Raw genomic sequence first — 20,245 nt, 5'->3', positions numbered from 1 at the left:
AGACCAAAGGCGTCAGCGGCCCACGAGGTCCTTGCGGGGGTGGGTGGTGTCCTCGTTTCGTCGGCGCCCACCCTTGCCTCGACGGCTGCTCCCGTCGCCCTCCGGCCGGTACTCGTAGCGGTAGTCGTAGTACCCGCCACGTGTCTGCCTAGGAACGCGGTTGAGGACCACACCCAAGACGGTCCCCTTGACCGTCTCGAAGGTTTCGAGCGCGTGGTCGAACTGGTCCTTGGTGACGACCCCACTGCCCGCCACGATGATGGCGCCGTCGGTCAGTCGCGTGAGCACCGTGGAGTCGGTGACCGGGAGGACCGGCGCCCCGTCGATAAGGACGAAGTCGAAGCGGCGGCGCAGGTCGTCGAGCACGTTGCGCATGGCCGTGGAGCCGAGGAGTTCGCTTGGGTTCGGTGGTGACGCGCCGGCACCAAGGACTGTCAGGGAGTGGGCACCGAACGGCTGGAGGACGTCGTCGAGTCCGTAGCGCCCGATGAGCACGTCGGTCAAGCCCACCGATCCCTCCAGCCCGAGGTAGGTCAAGAGGCGGGGTCGGCGGAGATCCCCCTCGACGACACACACGCTCGCTCCGGACTCCGCCATGGCCAATGCCAGGTTCGCCGTCGTGGTCGACTTGCCCTCGCCTGCGATAGAGGAGGTCACCACGATGACTCGAGGATGCTCGGTCGCGTCGACGAACTGCAGGTTGGTGCGCAGACTGCGGAAAGCCTCCGCGCGACCCGCGTGCGGGTCGGCCTGAATGATCAGTGGGTGCTTGGACGCGTCGTCGTCGAACGGGATGCCGCCGAGGATGACGGCGTCGGTCAGTGCCTCGACGTCCTGCTTGGTACGGAGCTTAGTATCAAGCAGATGTTTGGCGACTGCCGCCCCGAAGCCGGCGACGAGTCCGAGGACGAGGCCTAGAGCGAGGTTGCGGGCGGGCCGGGGGGCCACCGGGGTGGAGGCGACGACGGGCTCCCGCAGGAGTGACACCTTGACCGGGCTGGGCGCGTCCGGGGTGACCCGCTCGAGATCGGCGACGACGGTCGGGAACACCTCAGCGATAGCCTGAGCGACGTCGCGTGCTTTGGTCGGGCTCGGGTCGATGACGGACACGTCGATCAGCACGGTGTCGGGCGGAGTCGCGGCCGTAATTCTGTCGGCTAGGTCTGCGGCTGAGTCCTTGATGCCTGCCTTGGAGATCACCGGGTTGAGCAGCCTCGGGGAGCGGAGGAGCTGACTGTAGGACTTCACCCGCTGCTGGGTGAAGGCTCCTCCTTGGGCCAGCTGGCTGCTGCTGGCGGAGTCCGCGGTTGACACGAAGAACTGGGTGCTGGACGTGTACATCGGGGTTGCCAGCAAGGTCATGAAGGCAGACACGGCCAGGACGCTAAGAGCCACCGCGGCGAGAGTGCGCCAACGGCGTATCAGGATCTGGACATAGGCCATGAGGTCCACGACGGGCGTTCCTAACGTGACGAGACCGGGGCGTTCCGGCCGCGGTAACCCTACCCGGCGCAGGTGCACTAGTCTGGAGCGCGCTGGGGGTGGCTGGATGAGGGGTCATTTCTTCGGCGCGCCTTTGTCGCAACTCGTCATCTGAAAGCGATCCTGATCTTCGTGCTGTCCGTCGCCAAGCGCCGTGAGCTCGCCGTCCAAGCCGGCTGGGCCCTCGTCGACGCACTCATCGTCTTCGGAGCCGCCCTTGCCGCCGCGTGGCTGCGTTACGACCTCGAGGCCGCTCAGGCGCTCGACTCCGCCATCATCACCTTCGCCGCCATAGCCGCGATTGCCCAACTTGTCGTCAGCTTGGTGCTGGACTTGGTCTGGCTGGATCACCGGCGCGGCTCCTTCGAGGAGACCGCTCAGGTGGCACGAGGGGCCCTCATCGTCGGTGTCCTTCTTGTCATGCTGCGGACGTTCACCGAGTGGGCACCTGTCCCTCGCAGCCTGCCACTTGTCGTGCCGGTCTTCGCGCTCGTGGGCATGTTCGCTCTGCGCTTCATCGTCCGCTCCTACCGGTGGGGTCGGCCCACCGTGACGGACGGCGACGTGCCGGTCATCGTCTACGGCGCCGGCGAGGGGGGTCGCCAGCTGCTGCGCGCACTGGCGCGCGACACCTCCACAGACGGCCGATTCGTCCCCATGGCCGTGCTCGACGACGACCCGCGCAAGCGTCGAATGCCGGTCGAAGGGCTTCGGGTCAGCGGCGACATCAACCGGCTCGTTGAGGTTGTTGAACGCACGGCCGCGACCACCCTGGTATTGGCCATGCCCTCGATCTCCGCCGACCGCCTTCGCGAGATCCGCGACCTTGCCCGACGCCACGGGTTGAAGCTCCTCGTGCTCCCCCCGGTTGGTCGCCTCCTGGGCCCCGCCAGCGGGTCGGACCTCCGCCAGCTCAATCTGGAGGACCTCCTCGGTCGCCAGCAGATCACCATGGACGCAGCCACCATTTCAGCCTCCATCACGGGCAGAAGGGTCCTCGTCACCGGGGCGGGCGGGTCCATTGGCTCCGAGCTCGCGCGCCAGATCGCCAAGTTCGGCCCGGCAAAGCTGGTGCTCCTCGACCGCGACGAGTCTGCACTGCACGGTACTCAGATGAGTCTCACGGGTAGGGCCCTTCTCGACGACGGCACCCTGGCGCTGTGCGACATCCGCGACACCGACGCCCTTCACCGGGTCTTCCAGCGCGAGCTGCCGGATGTCGTCTTCCACGCTGCCGCGCTCAAGCACTTGACCCTCCTTGAGCAGTACCCCTTGGAGGCATGGCAGACCAACGTGCTCGGCACCGCGAACGTCCTCGAGGCCGCGCGCTCCGCGGGAGTCAAGACCTTCGTCAACATCTCCACCGACAAGGCCGCTAGCCCCACCTGCGTCCTCGGTTACAGCAAGCGCCTCGCCGAGAGGCTGACGGCCGAGTACGCAGGGCGGGGCGAGGGTACCTACGTCAGCGTCCGCTTCGGCAACGTCTTGGGCTCGCGTGGCTCCGTCATCACCGCATTCACGGCGCAGATCGAGCAGGGGGGGCCGGTCACCATCACCCACCCCGACGTCGAGCGGTTCTTCATGCTCATTCCCGAGGCCAGCCAGCTGGTCCTTCAAGCGGCCGCTATAGGCGCAAACGGCGACGTCATGGTGCTCGACATGGGAGAGCCCGTGAAGATCCTCGACGTGGCTCGTACGCTGATTGACCTGTCAGGCAAAGGCAACATCGAGGTCGTTATCACTGGACTTCGACCGGGTGAGAAGATGTCCGAGGAACTGTTCGCTGAAGGCGAGACCATCGTTTCCGCGCGCCATCCCCTGATCAACAAGGTCGAGGTGCCCAAACTCCAATTGCATTTGATCGCGTCGGCCGCAGTTCCTGATCCGGAAGCTGCTCGCGCCTGGATGCGCTATAACGCGGGCGCCCCCCAAGCCAAGGGCGACAACAGCTACGAGAAAATCTCAGGTGCCACAGTAGAGTCTTCGGTCCATCTGGACCCCGACTTTCAAGCTGCTGGGGGGTCACCCGCATGACGAAGCAGCCTTGGATCGGCTCGGCTGTCGCTGCGGCCGTGACCTTCAGCGTCGCACCCCTAGTGAAGCCCCTCATGGAGCGCGCAAACGTCATGGATGTGCCCAATGCCAGGTCTTCACACGCTCATCCTGTGCCCCGAGGCGGAGGAGTTGCCATTTGGGCAGGTATGTTGGCTGGTCGCGCGATGTTGCGAGCTCCGTTGGAGCGGAGTTCCGTGGCCGTGGCAATCCTTGGGTTGACAGGATTGGCTGACGACGTCCGTTCCTCCCGCGGCGGTGTATCGGTGTCTGCGCGACTTTCGACGCAAATTGCGGCGGGCGCGTTGATGGGTGCGAAGACCGGACTGCGTGGATCTGCACTTGGCGCCATAGTGGCGCCGTGCGTAGTCAACGTGGTCAACTTCATGGACGGCATCAATGGCATGACCGGACTGACCTCCGCCGTTTGGGGGGTCCACGCCACTCAAGCCCGGAGCCCCGACGCAACTTTCTGGGGGGCTGCTGTTGGAGGCAGCGGGATCGGCTTTCTACCGTGGAACGCACCGCAAGCTCGCCTCTTTTTGGGCGACTCGGGAAGTTACGCCCTCGGAGGAGCCATCACCGCTGGGGTGCTTGAGGAGTACCACGCCACGCGAGATCTGCGCCGCGCCGCCTTCATCGCCGCACCCCTTCTCCCCTATGCTGTCGATGCGGCGGTTGCCCTTGCCAAACGACACCACCAGGGCCACGGGATTGGACAACCTCACCGTGGCCACGTGTACCAACGCCTTGTGGATGAGCATCAGATTGGGCACACAAGCGTCGCCATGGCTCATGCGACGGTCTCATGCGTAGTGGCGGTCATGTGTAGGACGCAACGCCCAAGAATCTCGCTTTCGCTCGCTGCTCTTGCGGTGGGTGCCTATATGGCATCGCCCCGATGGATGGCGTGGATAAAGCCGTCACATCCCCAATGAGGATCGCACTAGTGGGGGCCAGTGGCTTTGTGGGCGGCGCGGTTCTGCGCGAGCTCCAGAGAGACCATGAAGTTATCCGAATAGGTGCGCCTCGTCTCTCTACCGGAGCAGCAACAGTGAGCTCCCTTAAGCGCGAGGCAGAGCAGGTGACTTTCCGCTTCCCGACCCGATGTGACGTCGTTATCAATGCGGCTGGAATGGCAGCCCCGTCGAGCGCCTCATCGCATTCGCTTTTCGGTGCTAATACGCTATTACCGTTGGTCCTCCAGCGCGCAGCAATTGAAGTTGGCGCCGATCGAATGCTCCACATAAGCAGCGCCGCTGTTCAGGGTCGGGCAGTGATGCTCGACGAGAGTCCGTCTTGGTTCCCCGAGTCGCCGTATGCACAATCCAAGGCCCTAGCGGAGCAGGCACTACTATCAAGCGACAGCCATTTCACCACGATCCTGCGGCCCACGTCGGTGCACGGACATGGGCGCGCAATTACGGCATCCCTCGCTCGACTGGCTCGGAGCCCAATGTCAACCGTCGCATCACCGGGCACAGACCCTACCCCCCAAGTGCACGTATCCAACGTGGCCAGAGCCGTCCGCTACATGGTCGAGGCTGAGGACCCGCCGCGAATCGCGCTCCAGCCGAGCGAGGGCCTAACAACGTCGGGAATCCTCCGCCTTCTCGGAGGTCGAGATCCAAGCGAGCTCCCCCGATCAACAGCCTTGTCCACCTTGGCCGTTGGATCGCACCTCGCGAAATTGGTAGACAGCGGCCGGCTACGAGCGGCAATACGGCGCCTTGAGATGCTGTGGTTCGGGCAGAAGCAGGACTCAGGATGGCTGGACCACAAGTTTCCTGATCTCACAGTCCCGTGTCCACTCTGGAACGAACTTAGGCCATGACGACAAACCCGACCGTGCTTGTGCTGCTGGCTGCCTACAACGGTGAGGCGTTCATAGGTACACAGGTTGCTTCGATACTCCATCAAGAGGCCATCACCGTCGAAGTGCTCATCCGTCTGGACCCCAGCACAGATGATTCGCAGCGCGTCATCGATGATTTGCAGCGTCGCTCCGCGAACGTTCATCAGTTGCGGTCCAATGCAGAGCAACGCCCCCGAGGTGCTGCAGCGAATTTCTACAAACTCATTGCCGAAGCGAACGTGCCTGAGAACGTTGCGTACGTGGCCCTCGCTGATCAGGACGACTTCTGGTACCCGAACAAGCTGGAGGGCGCCGTGGCCAAGATAGAGCAACATGGCGTGGCCGCCTACTCGAGCGACGTGGATGCCTGGAATGAAAAGTCCGACTCACGAGTCAGAATCGTTAAGTCTCAACCACAACGACGCTGGGATCATCTCTTTAGTTCGGCGGGGCCAGGGTGCACTTATGTCCTCAAGCGAGAAACATTCTTCGCCCTTCAAAAGTGGATACAATCTCGGTTCGACGAAATTCAAGATATTGAATATCACGATTGGCTAATCTACGCCTGGGCGCGCACAAACAGATATGAATGGTACATCGATTCCCAATCCACCCTTGCCTATCGGCAACACGCAGCGAACCAGCTTGGCGCCAATAGGGGCCTGGCGGCAGCGGCGAAAAGACTTGTGAGCATGCGTGACGGCTGGTACCTGCAGCAGGCCCAAATGATCATAACGGTCCTCCGCGTCAATTACGGTCTCCCTGCCCACGCTCTAGCGAATCCATCGCTGGTGAACCGAATGCGACTTGCAGTTCATGCGTCGCAACTGCGTCGGTCACGAAAAGATCAATTCGGAATCGCCCTAACTTCCTTGATTTCGCCCATCTGCAGCCTTACGGGTGCGGAAGCGATTGAGACGTCCATGAGCGAAGGACCCACGTGAGAGTAGTCGCTTTTTACCTTCCGCAGTTCCACACCATCCCAGAGAACGATGAATGGTGGGGACAGGGGTTCACGGAATGGGTCAACGTGCGCAAGGCGTCACCTGCATACCTGGAGCATGATCACCCACGGACTCCCACAACACTCGGCGAATACGATCTGACCAATAGCCACTCGTTAAGGGCACAATCGCAACTGGCTCAAAAGCACGGTATCGATGCGTTCTGCATGTACTTCTATTGGTTCGACGGGAGGAGGCTGCTTGAACGACCGGTCGATGCTTGGCGCGAGGATGCGACCCTTCTGCCATATTGCCTATCTTGGGCGAATGAGGCCTGGACCAGACGGTGGGACGGGCGAAACCGCGATGTCCTGATGCCGCAGACCTATCCAAGGGATTACACCCGCCAACTCTTCCACGAACTGTTGCCTCATTTTCAAGCTGGGCACTATGTAAAGGTTCTTGAAAACCCAGTCTTGGTAGTCCATCGCGCAGACCTCATCCCCGATCCGCTTGCTTTCAGCCGAGACATGCGCTTGTTGGCTCACGAAGCTGGCCTGCCTGGTATCTACTTGATAGCCAGTGAGACGTTGGCGGACACACATCCCGGGGCCTACGCGTTCGACGCAGTGGCAGAGTTCCCCCCTGTCAGTGCGAATCGATTAGGAAATGCTCAAATGCGCCGGCCAATTGGGTTGGACTCACAGTTTCGTGGGCGCCTTCTCTCGTATCAACGAATCGTCCGCCACTACCTCAATAGACCCGTTCCTGACTTCATTCGTCATCCGGGGGTTATGCCAGGATGGGATAACACTGCGCGTAGAGGACTGAACGCCACCATATACGTCGGGCACTCACCTACGTTGTACGAGGCTTGGCTACGGGAGGCGTTACGTCGGGAAGAAGTCAAGCGTGGATCGCAGGGATTCGTCTTCGTCAATGCCTGGAACGAGTGGGCGGAAGGCGCTTATCTGGAGCCTGATGAAACCCATGGTGACGCCTTCTTGCAGGCGACGCATAGAGCCAAGACTGGGATTCAACCCGACGCTCATACGACCGCTCAACCCATGACGGCCGGATTCTCGTGGTCTCACACCCAGAGTCTTGGCAAATTGGCGAGCGGCTCAGTTCTTGCCCGGATCAGATCATTTCGAAATCGTAGACGGGGCTCCATTGGGTCAAATTAGCCCGGGACTTTCTCCTCGAGGCGTGACTAGTCAGGCACTCGACGGATCGGCCACGCCAAGGCGCCGGCCGGACTGCCGACGCGTCTTGAACCCGCTCCACTTGGTCACAGTATGGGTGGTTCTGTCACTCAGCATGTTTTTGTTGCGGTGGTCTGACTTGTTCCCCAAGGTCCCGTTGGACGGACTCCTCTTTCTCTTGCTGGTCGGGCTGGCATTTTCGCTGTCTGCCTCGGCGAGACCCATCACGCAGGCGTCCACACCTGAACGGAAGACCTCCACTGCTACCCCCTGGCTCTTAAGCTTGTACTACCTCATTGCATGCGCCTTAGCTGGCGGACCTCCTGCTCTGCTGATTCTGCTGGGCAGGCCGTACGACGTCTATGGTTTCGGGCTTCCCTACGTGCACGTCCTCATGTTGGCGTTTACTGGTTACTCCGGCGTCCGTGCTCTGGCCGACTTTTTGGAGTCCCGCCAAAAAGCGGCTCTTGTCACGTACGTAGTGCTGATGGTCTGGCTGGCGGTAATCGCCAGCAGAGGTGCTGTCTCGTTCCTCGTTTTTGCCAGTCTTCTTCTTCTTGCCTCGCGGGTGTCACTAACCCCAAAGCGCTTTGTCGGACTCGGTGGGACCGGCATTGCTTTCCTGTTTGGATTCGGCTTGTTTGGCGACCGTCGTCTAGATTTCCAGATTGCGCAGGAGACCGGGCGGCCGGCGGCCGCAGGTGCAATCCTTGCCTACTCGAAGGCCAGCGCCGCCTTTCTAGCGACTGGCCTTCCAGCCACCCTTATGTGGGCTTATCTATATGTCGCGTCCCCCGTCGCCAACCTGTTCAGCGCATTCGAATACTCGGATGGGTCCGTATGCGGCCGCGACTGCAACATCCCCGGCCTAGTGTTTCATACGCTTCTACCAGATGTGATTGGATCACGGCTCGCCAGCTTCCTCGACGTCCCGCAAATTGACAAGTCGACCTTCCTAATCCAGCCAGACCTCACCGCATCAACCACGTTCGGAAGTGCGGTTGGCTACGCTGGACTGCTTGGAGCTGTTTCCATTCTGGCCGCCTTGCTCTTGATCGCGGGCATTTCACTATCAATCCTTGTGGGCTCAGATTTACAGGCATCCGGCCTTGCGCTTCTGGGTACATTCCTTTTCTTTTGCTTTTTCGAGAACATGATCAGTTACACGCCTTTGAGCCTCCAACTCGCGTTTTGCGTCGGTTTGGCGCATAGGCACAAGATGGCGCCAAAGCCCCGGGTATCGAGAAGAGGACTCGTATGGCGCTGAGGAACGCGGGCGGTGATCCTTAGACTTCACGAAGGCACGCCTTCTGGACAAATGCAACTCACGAGGGCCCTCGTTCGGCCCGGATAGTAGAGAAGCCATTTCTGACATCATGCTCAAACGCAGCGCGCACGGCGCGCGCGACCTTGGACTTGCCCAAGCGGTCAAGTTCTTGGTGCAGTTCGCTGGTCTGGTTGTGTTATCACGAGCTCTCGGTCCGACCGCTGTTGGTATCGCGGCAGTGGCGTTTGCCATCGTGGGTTTTGCAGAGTACTTTCGCGACTTTGGCCTTTCTGTCGCGGCTATTCGTGAGACCCATTTGGATGCCGATCAGCGAAATGCTCTCTTCTGGACAAATACTGCTTTGGGTTCGATCCTGGGGCTCCTTCTACTTGCGCTGGCGGCGCCGCTGGCCCAAGTGTTCGGTCTGATAGAACTGCGCGCAGTGCTATGCAGCCTCGCGGTGACATTCCTCTTGAATGGGATCGGTACGCAATTCAGGGCGGGATTGACTAGGGCTCAGTTCTTCCGTCCACTGGCGCTCGCGGATTCGATATCTCCTCTCGTCGGACTCGTGCTAGCCATGCTTGCAGCTTTCTCTGGCTGGGGTTATTGGAGCTTGGTGGTTCAGTTTCTCGTCGCCGCGTTTCTATCAAATGCCATAGTTATTGCCTCGAGCGATTGGCTCCCAGGACGGCCACGCAGAGGTGCCGACATGAGGCATCTCTATGGCTTCGGGGTCAATTACGCCCTCTCGCAGCTCATTGGTTACGTCGGGAACAATCTGCATACGTTAGCGCTCGGCTTCTTCACGAGTGCGGGCTCAGCAGGCATCTATAGCCGGGCCTACCAACTGTCAATCGGTACTTTGGATCAAGTGAAAGCTCCAGCCACTACGGTGATCCTGCCGTCCCTAGCTTCGGCTCGGTCGCAGCCCAACGTTCTATTGCAGCAACTACTCACCGGACAAATGCTTATTAGTTACGCCACTTTGCCCCTGGCCGCGCTTCTATCGACCAGCGGCACCGATCTAGCCACCATGCTACTGGGGACCGAATGGCGCAGTGTCGGGGAAGTCATTTCGGTTCTCGCGCTTGCTGCAGCCCTACAACAACTTGCCACGGTTGCGGCGTGGCAAATGATCACTTCAGGTCGAGCCAAAGCCCTCCGCAACTACATGTCGATATCAACCATTCTCAAGGGTCTTGGCGTTCTGGTTGGTGTTCCGTATGGGATAATTGGCGTTGGGATAGGGTACACAGCGGCCGTAGCGATTGCTTGGCCCGTAGCGCTGATAGTGGCTGCACGCGCGACCAGCCTTCCCGCGATGCCTCTACTGCAGCAAGGGTTTCGCTTCTTGACTCTCGGGATTTCTGCTGCGGGCTTCGGCTGGGGCGCACAGCAAATCCTGCCTGATGGCGGACATGCAGCTCGCCTCGGCATGGCTCTTGTCGGCGTCACAGGCGCTTATGGATGCGCTTTAGCTTTTGCGCCGTTTCGGCGAGATTTGCGTAGGGTCACAATGGTGCTACGTCTGACTTTGATCAAGTAACCATTAGGAGATGCAGTGAACACTCGCCGCCACCCAATAGGTCTCGTCGGGGCATATGAGCGGGACAATTTTGGCGACATTCTATTCTTGGAAAGAACAAACGCCTACCTGGCGGCACATTCACTTCCGAGCGTCGCGCTCGCTCCTTTTAAGGATTCTCGCGAATTGCTCGAGGGCGGCCATACGTCTCGGAGTGCTGACGCATTGCGCGACGGTTCGATTTCTGCCTTGTGGACCGTAGGCGGCGAGGTAGGTGCGGTCCCGTTGTATGCCGCTTATCGAATGCTGGATCCAGATGTTCAGGCGGAGAATTTTTCCGTTTCACGTCGCACTGTGCGGCGCAGAATGATCCGTGAAGCGTCCGGGCTCGCGCTTACCGACTTGGCCTATCTGCCCCGATTGTCGGCGTTCCCAAACTCGTGGGGGACACCTTCGATATTGAACTCGGTTGGACTATCGGGTGTGGCGAACCTCAAGGGTGAGGTTCGGGCGAAAGCCGAGGCTGCCATAAGGGATGCTGACTACATTTCTGTGCGAGAACGTCAGTCTGCTGCGTTTCTCAGTTCCGTTGGGGTCGCTCACCAGCTTGCGCCAGATTTGGTCCACACGTTGCGCATTGATCGCCCCGATCTTGCCACGGATGACGTCCGAACTGACGCGCGTACGGCCGGAAGCGTGCTCGTGCAAATGAGCGCAGCGGCACTGGCAACGCAGGGCGTCGGCCGCTTGGCAAAGGCTCTGGTTGATTGTCCGGCCCTAAGCGGTAAGGACGTTCGACTATTCGTTGCAGGATTGGCGCCAGGTCACGATTCGTTGAGCGCCTACTGCGATGTGATGGGAATCGTCAAACGGTCTAGGGCGCGCTTCGACATCTCGATGTCAGACTCGGTCACTGCTATCGAAAAAGTTGAGGAAATCGCACGTGCATCACTCGTGATTGGAACGTCACTGCATGCGATGATCGTATCCATGACTTTTGATGTTCCCCATGTCGGATTGCTCCTAGAGAAGGTTACCCGTTACGCGACGGCTTGGGCGGATCCCATGCCAACGAATGTCTCGCTTCTCGACCTGAATGAGGCCGTATCACACGCTCTGTCGCTCGAGTGCGAAGTTTCGAACAGCGGCCTCGCTAATAGCTGGGCAGAGGCGGCTCATCGCAGTATTGAACGGGCAATCGATGTTGTGGAAGTTGGCTCAGCGGCACGCGAGGTTGCGTTGCGCCAAGAACGTCGTTCGAGCAACGACGTGGCTTTCCAGCGAGTGGTCAGGTCGCCAAAAAGTCTTGCGCTTAGGATGGCGCGATCTGCCTTACGGCCTCTCGCGTGAGCGCGTTTTCTTATCCACGCAGTTCAGGATTGCGAGGTGAATCGTGACTCCTGGCCCTTCTCGGTACAGCGGAGGAACGGTCGTGATGGCCGTATTCCGTCCATCGGAGGAACGTTTCCTTCGACAGGTGCGCACACTTCAAGAGCAGACAATCTCGGACTGGGTCTGCATAATCGGCATTGATGGCGCCGATCCGCTGACTCGAGACAAGGCTATTCGCCTAACCGGCGCCGATCCGCGCTTCACCGTGCACGAGTTCGAGTCCAACGTTGGTTTCTATCGCAACTTCGAGCGCCTTCTTGCCATGGTGAGTCCGGAAACTGCATGGATTGCACTTGCTGATCAGGACGATGAATGGGATCGAGATAAGCTCAAGGTTCTGACTGAGGCCCTGCGACTTCAGGGAGTCCCACTAGCACTTTGCCAAGCTCGCATTGTGAACGCGGCGGGCGCTGTGATCGGTACAACTGGCCGCCAGCGTGTGGGGATGACCTCACTCCTATTGAATAATCAGATCACAGGGAGTTTGGCGGCTTTTCGGCCGCTCGTTGCGAAGGTTGCCCTGCCGTTCCCGGAGCCAACGGCGGCGTCTTACCATGACCATTGGCTGGGTATGGTTGCTCAGGCTCTGGGAGGTTACGCCTTAGTTGACGAGCAGTATCAGAATTACATTCAACACGGTGACAACGTCCTGGGCGAGGAGTTGGGTCCACGTCTACGTTCGCGGGCAGCGAATCTCTTCAGGGGAGGTCCATCAGCCGCTATAGAACGTCTAATCCACGAGCGATGGGGATGGCGACGACGTATGGCTATTGAAATTCAACAGCGCCTGCCCTCGACGTCACTGCCAAAGGCAGTGAACGACATCGCGCACGGGTCGTTCACTCCTGCTGTATGCCGAGCCCTAATTATAGCGGTGCAACGGGACGATCTACCTCCGAGCAGGGCTCTTTCACTGGGGTGTGCCGCCTTCCTGACGTCTCTGTCCCGTCTGGTAATACTAAAGCGGCGCCCGAATCGGGTGACGCCTGAGCGCTAACGTCGCTTGATGTTCTGCTTGCGCGTAGGCACTAGCGGGTGTATTCAGCCTCTTTGATACTTGTAACCCGACTCCTAAACCTCCCTGATATTCCTCGTGGATAATATGCCGGACAGTAGGATCTATTTTGTGGATGACATGACGGACCCCAACATGTTCAGCGTGCGTCTATTGGCAATTGCTAGTCTTGCTCCTGCGTAAGGGCGTCGTCCAAGGACGTTGGAGGTTACGGTCACTTATCGTTAGCCGCTCTGCGCCGCCGCCCATGAGTCGCGGATGTAAGGTTCAGTCTGTCCCGAAAAGATCTCGCGTGTAGACCTTAGCGGCCACGTCGTCGAGGTCCTCGCTCAGCCGGTTCGCCACGATGACGTCCGAGCGCTTCTTTAACTCGTCGAGGTCGCGGACCACCTCGGAGTTGTAGAAGCGGTCCTCCTCGAGCCCCGGCTCGTAGAGCACGACCTCAACCCCCTTGGCCTTGATGCGCTTCATGATCCCCTGGATGCTCGACACCCGGAAGTTGTCCGAGCCGGCCTTCATGATCAGCCTGTACATCCCGACGACGCGCGGCCTCGAGCGCAGGATGTCGGTGGCGATGAAGTCCTTGCGGGTCGTGTTGGAATCCACGATGGCGCGGATGAGGTTCTGCGGCACGTCGCTGTAGTTGGCGAGCAGCTGCTTGGTGTCCTTGGGCAGGCAGTAGCCGCCGTAGCCGAAGGACGGGTTGTTGTAGTGCGAGCCGATGCGCGGGTCCAGCCCGACCCCGTCGATGATCGAGCGACTGTCGAGACCGTGCGACACGGCATACGTGTCCAGCTCGTTGAAGTAGGCGACGCGCATCGCGAGGTAGGTGTTCGCGAAGAGCTTGATCGCCTCGGCCTCGGTGGGCTCGGTGATGAGCACCGGCACGTCCTCGTCCAGCGCGCCCTCGACAAGAAGCTCGGCGAAGCGCGCAGCCGCCTCGCTCGAGCCGCCGACGACCACCCGGCTCGGGTGCAGGTTGTCGTGGAGCGCCCGTCCCTCCCGCAGAAACTCGGGCGAGAAGACGATGTCGAGACCAGGGTGCACCCCGCGCAGCCGTTCGGTGAAGCCCACAGGCACGGTGGATTTCACGACCACGGTGGCCTCGGGGGCGAGCGAGGCCACCGACGCGATGACGGACTCGACCGAGGAGGTGTCGAAGAAGTTGGCGACCGGGTCGTAGTCGGTGGGAGTGGCCACGATGACGAAGTCCGACCCCGGCAGCGCCTCCGCCGCGTCGGTGGTCGCCGTCAGTGACAGCCCGCCGCGCGCGAGGTACTCCTCGAGCTCGGGGTCGACCAGCGGCGACTCGCCCCGGTTGACCTGGGCGACGCGCTCGGCGGACAGGTCGACCGCGACGACCTCGTGACGCTGGGCCAGGACGACGGCGTTCGACAGGCCGACGTAGCCCAGCCCCACCACGGAGATCTTCACGGCCGCCAACCTACCGGGCACCGCCTGCCCCGACACGGGTCCGGTGCCCTCGGCGCCTCGCCCACCGCGCCGCGACCGTAGGCCACAATGAACGCCATGGTGATCCCCGAGATGTCCAAGCGCCTCCTGGCGGAGTTCGTCGGTACGTTCTGGCTCGTCTTCGGGGGCTGCGGCTCGGCGATGTTCGCCGCGGGCTACCTGTCCACCCCGACGCTCGGTGCCGGCGCGCCGGTGCACCTGGGCATCGGCTTCACCGGCGTCGCACTCGCCTTCGGGCTCGCCGTCCTGACGATGGCGTATGCCGTGGGGCACGTGTCCGGTGCGCACTTCAACCCGGCCGTGACGCTGGGTGTCACCATCGCCAAGCGCTTCGCGTGGAAGGACGTGCCCGGCTACGTCGGCGCCCAGGTCGTCGGTGGCCTCGCCGCCGGTGGTGCCCTCTGGGCGATCTCGCGAGGGCGCGACGGCTTCGACGCGACCGGCAACATGGCCGCCAACGGCTACGCCGAGAACTCCCCCGGCGGCTACTCGCTCATGGCGGTCCTCTGCGCCGAGATCCTCCTGACGATGTTCTTCGTCTACGTCATCCTCGGTGTCACCCACGAGAGCGCGCCGACCGGCTTCGCGCCCCTCGCCATCGGCCTGTGCCTCACGCTCATCCACCTCATCTCCATCCCGATCTCGAACACGTCGGTCAACCCGGCCCGCTCCACCGCGGTCGCCTTCTTCAACGGTGACGGGGCGCCGGGCCAGCTGTGGCTGTTCTGGCTCGCCCCGCTCCTGGGCGCCGCCATCGCCGGCGCGACCTTCCACCTCATCACCGGCGTCGACCGGCGGGACCGCGACATCACCGGCGCCGTCGTGGCCCAGGACGTGGTCGTCCCGGAGGGTGTCGACCCCGACGCCCCGCGCGTGACCCGCGGCCTCTGAGCGGACCCGGCGCGGGCGGCATACGCCGAGCAGGACGGCATTCGATAGATTCGCCGCATGGCGAAGATCATCTACACCCTCACCGACGAGGCTCCCCTCCTCGCGACCTACTCCTTCCTCCCGGTGATCGAGGCCTTCGCCTCCACCGCGGGCGTCGACGTCGAGACCCGCGACATCTCGCTGGCCGGGCGCATCCTCGCGGTCTTCGCGGACCAGCTCCCCGACGACCAGAAGACGGCCGACGCGCTCGCCGAGCTCGGGCACCTCGCGACGACGCCCGAGGCCAACATCATCAAGCTGCCCAACATCAGCGCCTCCGTGCCGCAGCTCAAGGCGGCCATCAAGGAGCTGCGCGACAAGGGCTTCGACCTTCCGGCCTACTCCGACGAGCCGAGCACGGACGCGGAGAAGGACGCCAACGCCCGCTACGACAAGGTCAAGGGCAGCGCCGTCAACCCGGTCCTGCGCGAGGGCAACTCCGACCGTCGCGCCCCCTCCGCCGTCAAGAACTACGCCAAGGCCCACCCGCACTCGATGGGCGCGTGGAGCGCGGACAGCAAGACCAACGTCGCGACCATGGGCCACGACGACTTCGCGAGCAACGAGCAGTCCGTCGTCCTCGACGCCGCCGACACCCTGACGATCCGGCTCGTCGGCGACTCGGGCACGACCGTCCTCAAGGACGGCCTGAAGGTCCTCGAGGGTGAGGTCGTCGACGCCACGGTCATGCGCGCCGCCGCCCTCGACGCCTTCCTGGCCGAGCAGATCCAGCGCGCCAGGACCGAGGGCGTCCTCTTCTCCGTGCACCTCAAGGCGACGATGATGAAGGTCTCGGACCCGATCATCTTCGGCCACGTCGTCCGGGCCTTCCTGCCCGAGGTCTTCGAGAAGCACGGCGCCGCCCTCGATGCCGCCGGCCTCTCCCCCAACAACGGGCTCGGCGCCATCCTCGACGGGCTCTCGGCCGTGGACAACGGTGACGAGATCCGCCAGGACATCGAGGCCGGCCTCGCCGCCGGCCCCGAGCTCGCGATGGTCAACTCCGACAAGGGCATCACCAACCTCCACGTCCCCAGCGACGTCATCATCGACGCGTCGATGCCGGCGATGATCCGCACCTCCGGCCACATGTGGGGCCCGGACGGCGAGGAGCACGACACCCTCGCCGTCGTCCCGGACAGCTCGTATGCCGGCATCTACCAGGTCGTCCTGGACGACTGCCGGGCCAACGGCGCCTTCGACCCCACGACGATGGGCTCGGTCCCCAACGTCGGCCTCATGGCGCAGAAGGCCGAGGAGTACGGCTCGCACGACAAGACCTTCGAGATCTCGCAGGCCGGGCGGGTCGAGGTCGTCAACGCGGCCGGCGATGTGCTCCTGTCGCACGACGTCGAGGCCGGTGACATCTGGCGCGCCTGCCAGACCAAGGACGCCCCGATCCGCGACTGGGTCAAGCTCGCCGTGACCCGCGCCCGGGCCTCGCAGACGCCGGCCATCTTCTGGCTCGACGAGAAGCGCGCGCACGACGCCAAGCTCATCGAGAAGGTCCGCGCCTACCTCGCGGAGGAGGACACCGACGGTCTCGACATCCAGGTGATGTCCCCCGTCGACGCGACCAAGGTGTCCATCGAGCGCATCCGCCGCGGCGAGGACACGATCTCGGTCACCGGGAACGTCCTGCGCGACTACAACACCGACCTCTTCCCGATCCTCGAGCTCGGCACCAGCGCCAAGATGCTCTCCGTCGTCCCGCTGATGAACGGTGGCGGCCTCTTCGAGACCGGCGCCGGCGGCTCGGCCCCCAAGCACGTGCAGCAGCTCGTGCAGGAGAACTACCTGCGCTGGGACAGCCTCGGGGAGTTCATGGCGCTGGCCGAGTCGTTCCGCCACCTCGCGGACTCGACCGACAACGCCAAGGCGCGCGTGCTCGCCGAGACCCTCGACCGGGCGACCGAGACCCTGCTCCAGGAGAACAAGGGCCCCGCTCGCAAGGTCGGCCAGATCGACAACCGCGGCAGCCACTTCTACCTCGCGCTCTACTGGGCGCAGGAGCTGGCGAAGCAGACCGAGGACGCCGACCTCGCGGCTGCGTTCAACGGTGTCTCCGAGACGCTCACCTCGCAGGAGCAGCAGATCAACGACGAGCTGCTCGCCGTCCAGGGCCAGCCCGCCGACATCGGCGGCTACTACCGCCCCGACGAGGACAAGGTGACCGCGGTCATGCGCCCGTCCAGCACCTTCAACGAGGCCCTCGCCGCCCTGCGCTGAGGCAGCCAAACCACCGCGTATGCCGTGTGCTCACCGAGAGGTGCGCACACGGCATACGCGATGGGGTGCGGGACATGGTGTCGGGGTTTCGGGTCACACCGACGGCTCGTGGCCCCTCATCCCCGACACCTGACGGGATGGTGCGACGGTCAGACCAGCGAGAGCTTCATGCCGACGTGCGAGGCCACGAAGCCCAGCCGCTCGTAGAAGCGGTGCGCGTCGGTCCGGCTGGCGTCGGTCGTCAGCTGCACGACGTCGGCACCACGGCGTCGTGCCTCGTCGACGGCCCACTGCACCAGCAGCTCGCCGAGCTTCTGACCCCGGTGGGTGCTCGTCACGCGCACGGCCTCGACCTGCGCGCGCGTCGCGCCCTGCCGGGACAGTCCCGGGAGCAGGGTGAGCTGGAGCGTCCCCACCACGACCCCGTCGTCGAGCACGACGAGCGCGTGCGCCGGGTCCGCATCGATCCGGTCGAACGCCGAGAGGTATGCCGTGAGGTCGCCGGTGTCCTCCCGCGCCGCTCCCAGCGGGTCGTCGGCCAGCAGTCCGACGATGGCGGCGACGTCGTCACGCGTCGCGCGCCGGATGCGTGGGGTCACGGGTAGCCGTCGGGGTTGGCGCTCTGCCACCGCCAGGTGTCGGCGCACATGTCGTCGACGGTGCGGGTGGCCTTCCAGCCGAGCTCGGCCTCGGCCCGGGACGGGTCGGCATACGACGCGGCGACATCGCCCGAGCGGCGGGCGACGATCTCGTAGGGAAGCTCGTGGCCGACGGCCCGCTCGAACGCCTTGACCATCTCGAGGACGGACGTGCCGTGCCCGGTCCCCAGGTTCCACGTGCTCACCGCGTCGTCGACGGCGCCGAGACGGTTGAGCGCCGCGATGTGTCCCGCCGCGAGGTCCTCGACGTGGATGTAGTCGCGCACGCCCGTGCCATCCGGCGTCGGGTAGTCGCCCCCGAAGATCGACAGCTTGGCGCGACGGCCGACGGCGACCTGCGCGATGTAGGGCATGAGGTTGTTGGGGATGTCACTCGGGTCCTCGCCGATCGTGCCGCTCGGGTGCGCGCCCACCGGGTTGAAGTAGCGCAGCAGGGCGATGCGCCAGCTCGGCTCGGCCGCGGCGACGTCACGCAGCACCTGCTCGATCATGACCTTGGTCCAGCCGTAGGGGTTCGTGGCCGAGGTGGGCGCGTCCTCGCGCATCGGCACCTCGGCGTCGGCGCCGTAGACCGTCGCCGAGCTGGAGAAGACGAGCTTGCGTACGCCGTGGCGCCGCATCGCCCGCACGAGCGAGAAGGTCGAGACGAGGTTGTTCTCGTAGTACTCCAGCGGCTTCTCGACGCTCTCCCCCACGGCCTTGAAGCCGGCGAAGTGGATCACCGCGTCGAACCGCTCGTCGGCGAACAGCTGCTCGGTCTTGTCGTGGTCGGTGAGGTCGAAGGACCGCACGTCCAGCGGCGCACCGGTCAGTGCCTCGAGCCGCCCGACGACCGACGGCTTGGCGTTGGCGAAGGAGTCGACGACGGTGACGTCGTGGCCGGCGGCGACGAGCTGGACGACGGTGTGCGAGCCGATGTAGCCGGCACCCCCAGAGACGAGAACGCGCATGCTTCCACCCTACGGGTGCCCCCTCCGCCCACGCTGATAGCGTCGAAGACGACCACCACGCCCCCGTACGAAGAGGTACACATCGTGAGCTCGACACCCGTCAAGGTGGCCGTCACCGGCGCTGCCGGTCAGATCGGCTACAGCCTGCTCTTCCGCATCGCGTCCGGCGCCCTGCTGGGTCCCGACACCCCCGTCGAGCTGCGGCTGCTCGAGATCACCCCGGCCCTCAAGTCGCTCGAGGGTGTCGTCATGGAGCTCGACGACTGCGCCTTCCCGACGCTCGCCAAGGTCGAGATCGGCGACGACGCCGAGAAGGTCTTCGACGGCGTGAACCACGCCCTGCTCGTCGGCGCCCGCCCCCGCGGCCCAGGCATGGAGCGCGGTGACCTGCTCGAGGCCAACGGCGGCATCTTCGCCCCCCAGGGCAAGGCCCTCAACAAGGTCGCGGCCGACGACGTGCGGATCACCGTCACCGGCAACCCGGCCAACACCAACGCCCTCATCGCGATGAGCAACGCCCCCGACATCCCCACCTCGCAGTTCTCGGCGCTGACCCGGCTCGACCACAACCGCGCCATCAGCCAGCTCGCCGCGAAGCTCGGTGTCCCGGTCACCGAGATTCGAAAGATAACGATCTGGGGCAACCACTCGGCCACCCAGTACCCCGACCTGTTCCACGCCGAGGTCGGCGGGCGCAACGCCGCCGAGGCCGTCGGGGACCAGGAGTGGCTCGCGAACACGTTCATCCCCACCGTCGCCAAGCGCGGCGCGGCGATCATCGAGGCCCGTGGCGCGTCCTCGGCCGCCTCCGCGGCGAGCGCGACCATCGACCACGCCCGCACCTGGGTGGAGGGCACCGCCGAGGGTGACTGGGTCTCGATGGCCGTGCGCTCCGACGGCTCCTACGGCGTCGAGGAGGGCCTCATCTCCTCCTTCCCCGTCACGGTCTCCAGCGGCCAGTGGTCCATCGTCCAGGGCCTCGACATCGACGAGTTCTCGCGCGGCAAGATCGACGCCTCCGTCGCCGAGCTCGCCGAGGAGCGCGACGCGGTCAAGGGACTCGGCCTGATCTGAGCCCGCCTCTGACGTGACGCCAGCGCGCGGCATACGACTGCCTTTCCGTCGTATGCCGCGTGCTGGCGTTCCCGGGGCCGCTCGGCCACGACGTCGCGCCCCGCCCACCGGTCGTCGTCCCCACATCGACGCCGGGCGCACCACGACCCCGAGGGCGTACCCAAATGGCTCGCGGGTATGCACGGTCCGG

The 20,245-nt window shown here is 63.4% G+C and carries 16 protein-coding genes; 12 read left to right on the top strand and 4 right to left on the bottom strand.

What is annotated here, in order from left to right:
• Positions 1-12: 12 nt before the first annotated feature.
• A complete protein-coding gene (locus ACOJV9_RS04605; RefSeq protein WP_420184129.1) occupies positions 13-1,443 on the bottom strand; it encodes a tyrosine-protein kinase domain-containing protein in 1,431 nt (476 codons plus the stop codon).
• Positions 1,444-1,614: 171 nt separating this feature from the next.
• Between ACOJV9_RS04605 and ACOJV9_RS04600 the strand changes: the two genes are divergently transcribed.
• The 9 genes from ACOJV9_RS04600 (at position 1,615) to ACOJV9_RS04560 (ending at position 12,722) form a co-directional block, all read left to right on the top strand.
• On the top strand, positions 1,615-3,516 hold the full coding sequence (locus ACOJV9_RS04600; RefSeq protein WP_420184003.1) for a polysaccharide biosynthesis protein: 1,902 nt from the start codon (positions 1,615-1,617) through the stop codon (positions 3,514-3,516).
• A complete protein-coding gene (locus ACOJV9_RS04595) occupies positions 3,513-4,472 on the top strand; it encodes an MraY family glycosyltransferase (protein ID WP_420184002.1) in 960 nt (319 codons plus the stop codon). Before ACOJV9_RS04600 ends, ACOJV9_RS04595 begins: the two co-directional genes overlap by 4 nt.
• Positions 4,436-5,368, top strand: a complete 933-nt coding sequence (locus ACOJV9_RS04590; protein ID WP_420184001.1) for an NAD-dependent epimerase/dehydratase family protein — start codon at positions 4,436-4,438, stop codon at positions 5,366-5,368. Before ACOJV9_RS04595 ends, ACOJV9_RS04590 begins: the two co-directional genes overlap by 37 nt.
• Positions 5,365-6,333, top strand: coding sequence for a glycosyltransferase (locus tag ACOJV9_RS04585; RefSeq protein ID WP_420184000.1), 969 nt, complete (start codon positions 5,365-5,367; stop codon positions 6,331-6,333). The genes ACOJV9_RS04590 and ACOJV9_RS04585 overlap by 4 nt, the downstream gene beginning before the upstream one ends.
• On the top strand, positions 6,330-7,520 hold the full coding sequence (locus tag ACOJV9_RS04580) for a glycosyltransferase WbsX family protein (RefSeq protein WP_420183999.1): 1,191 nt from the start codon (positions 6,330-6,332) through the stop codon (positions 7,518-7,520). Before ACOJV9_RS04585 ends, ACOJV9_RS04580 begins: the two co-directional genes overlap by 4 nt.
• 115 nt (positions 7,521-7,635) lie before the next feature.
• Positions 7,636-8,805, top strand: a complete 1,170-nt coding sequence (locus ACOJV9_RS04575; RefSeq protein WP_420183998.1) for a hypothetical protein — start codon at positions 7,636-7,638, stop codon at positions 8,803-8,805.
• A gap of 109 nt (positions 8,806-8,914) precedes the next feature.
• Positions 8,915-10,354, top strand: a complete 1,440-nt coding sequence (locus ACOJV9_RS04570) for an oligosaccharide flippase family protein (protein ID WP_420183997.1) — start codon at positions 8,915-8,917, stop codon at positions 10,352-10,354.
• 15 nt (positions 10,355-10,369) lie between these two features.
• On the top strand, positions 10,370-11,683 hold the full coding sequence (locus ACOJV9_RS04565; protein WP_420183996.1) for a polysaccharide pyruvyl transferase family protein: 1,314 nt from the start codon (positions 10,370-10,372) through the stop codon (positions 11,681-11,683).
• Between the two features lie 85 nt (positions 11,684-11,768).
• Positions 11,769-12,722: a glycosyltransferase gene (locus ACOJV9_RS04560; RefSeq protein WP_420183995.1), complete on the top strand. Its 954-nt coding sequence runs from the start codon at positions 11,769-11,771 to the stop codon at positions 12,720-12,722.
• A 285-nt stretch (positions 12,723-13,007) separates the two neighbouring features.
• Here ACOJV9_RS04560 and ACOJV9_RS04555 read toward each other — a convergent pair whose 3' ends face one another.
• Positions 13,008-14,174, bottom strand: coding sequence for a nucleotide sugar dehydrogenase (locus ACOJV9_RS04555; RefSeq protein ID WP_420183994.1), 1,167 nt, complete (start codon positions 14,172-14,174; stop codon positions 13,008-13,010).
• A gap of 87 nt (positions 14,175-14,261) precedes the next feature.
• Between ACOJV9_RS04555 and aqpZ the strand changes: the two genes are divergently transcribed.
• Positions 14,262-15,104 (top strand): aquaporin Z, encoded by an 843-nt coding sequence (gene aqpZ / locus ACOJV9_RS04550; RefSeq protein WP_420183993.1) that lies wholly within the window; start codon positions 14,262-14,264, stop codon positions 15,102-15,104.
• A 57-nt stretch (positions 15,105-15,161) separates the two neighbouring features.
• A complete protein-coding gene (locus tag ACOJV9_RS04545; RefSeq protein ID WP_420183992.1) occupies positions 15,162-17,372 on the top strand; it encodes an NADP-dependent isocitrate dehydrogenase in 2,211 nt (736 codons plus the stop codon).
• Between the two features lie 149 nt (positions 17,373-17,521).
• Here ACOJV9_RS04545 and ACOJV9_RS04540 read toward each other — a convergent pair whose 3' ends face one another.
• Positions 17,522-17,971: a GNAT family N-acetyltransferase gene (locus ACOJV9_RS04540; RefSeq protein ID WP_420183991.1), complete on the bottom strand. Its 450-nt coding sequence runs from the start codon at positions 17,969-17,971 to the stop codon at positions 17,522-17,524.
• Positions 17,968-18,981: a UDP-glucose 4-epimerase GalE gene (gene galE / locus ACOJV9_RS04535; RefSeq protein ID WP_420183990.1), complete on the bottom strand. Its 1,014-nt coding sequence runs from the start codon at positions 18,979-18,981 to the stop codon at positions 17,968-17,970. The genes ACOJV9_RS04540 and galE overlap by 4 nt, the downstream gene beginning before the upstream one ends.
• Before the next feature lie 84 nt (positions 18,982-19,065).
• Between galE and ACOJV9_RS04530 the strand changes: the two genes are divergently transcribed.
• Positions 19,066-20,055 carry a malate dehydrogenase gene (locus ACOJV9_RS04530; RefSeq protein ID WP_420183989.1) on the top strand — a complete coding sequence of 330 codons (990 nt, stop codon included), beginning with the start codon at positions 19,066-19,068 and terminating at the stop codon, positions 20,053-20,055.
• Positions 20,056-20,245 lie beyond the last annotated feature (190 nt).

The organism is Knoellia terrae, assembly GCF_048606435.1.
GTDB classification, from domain to species: Bacteria; Actinomycetota; Actinomycetes; order Actinomycetales; family Dermatophilaceae; genus Knoellia; species Knoellia terrae.
This window is presented reverse-complemented; position numbering and strand designations above follow the sequence as displayed.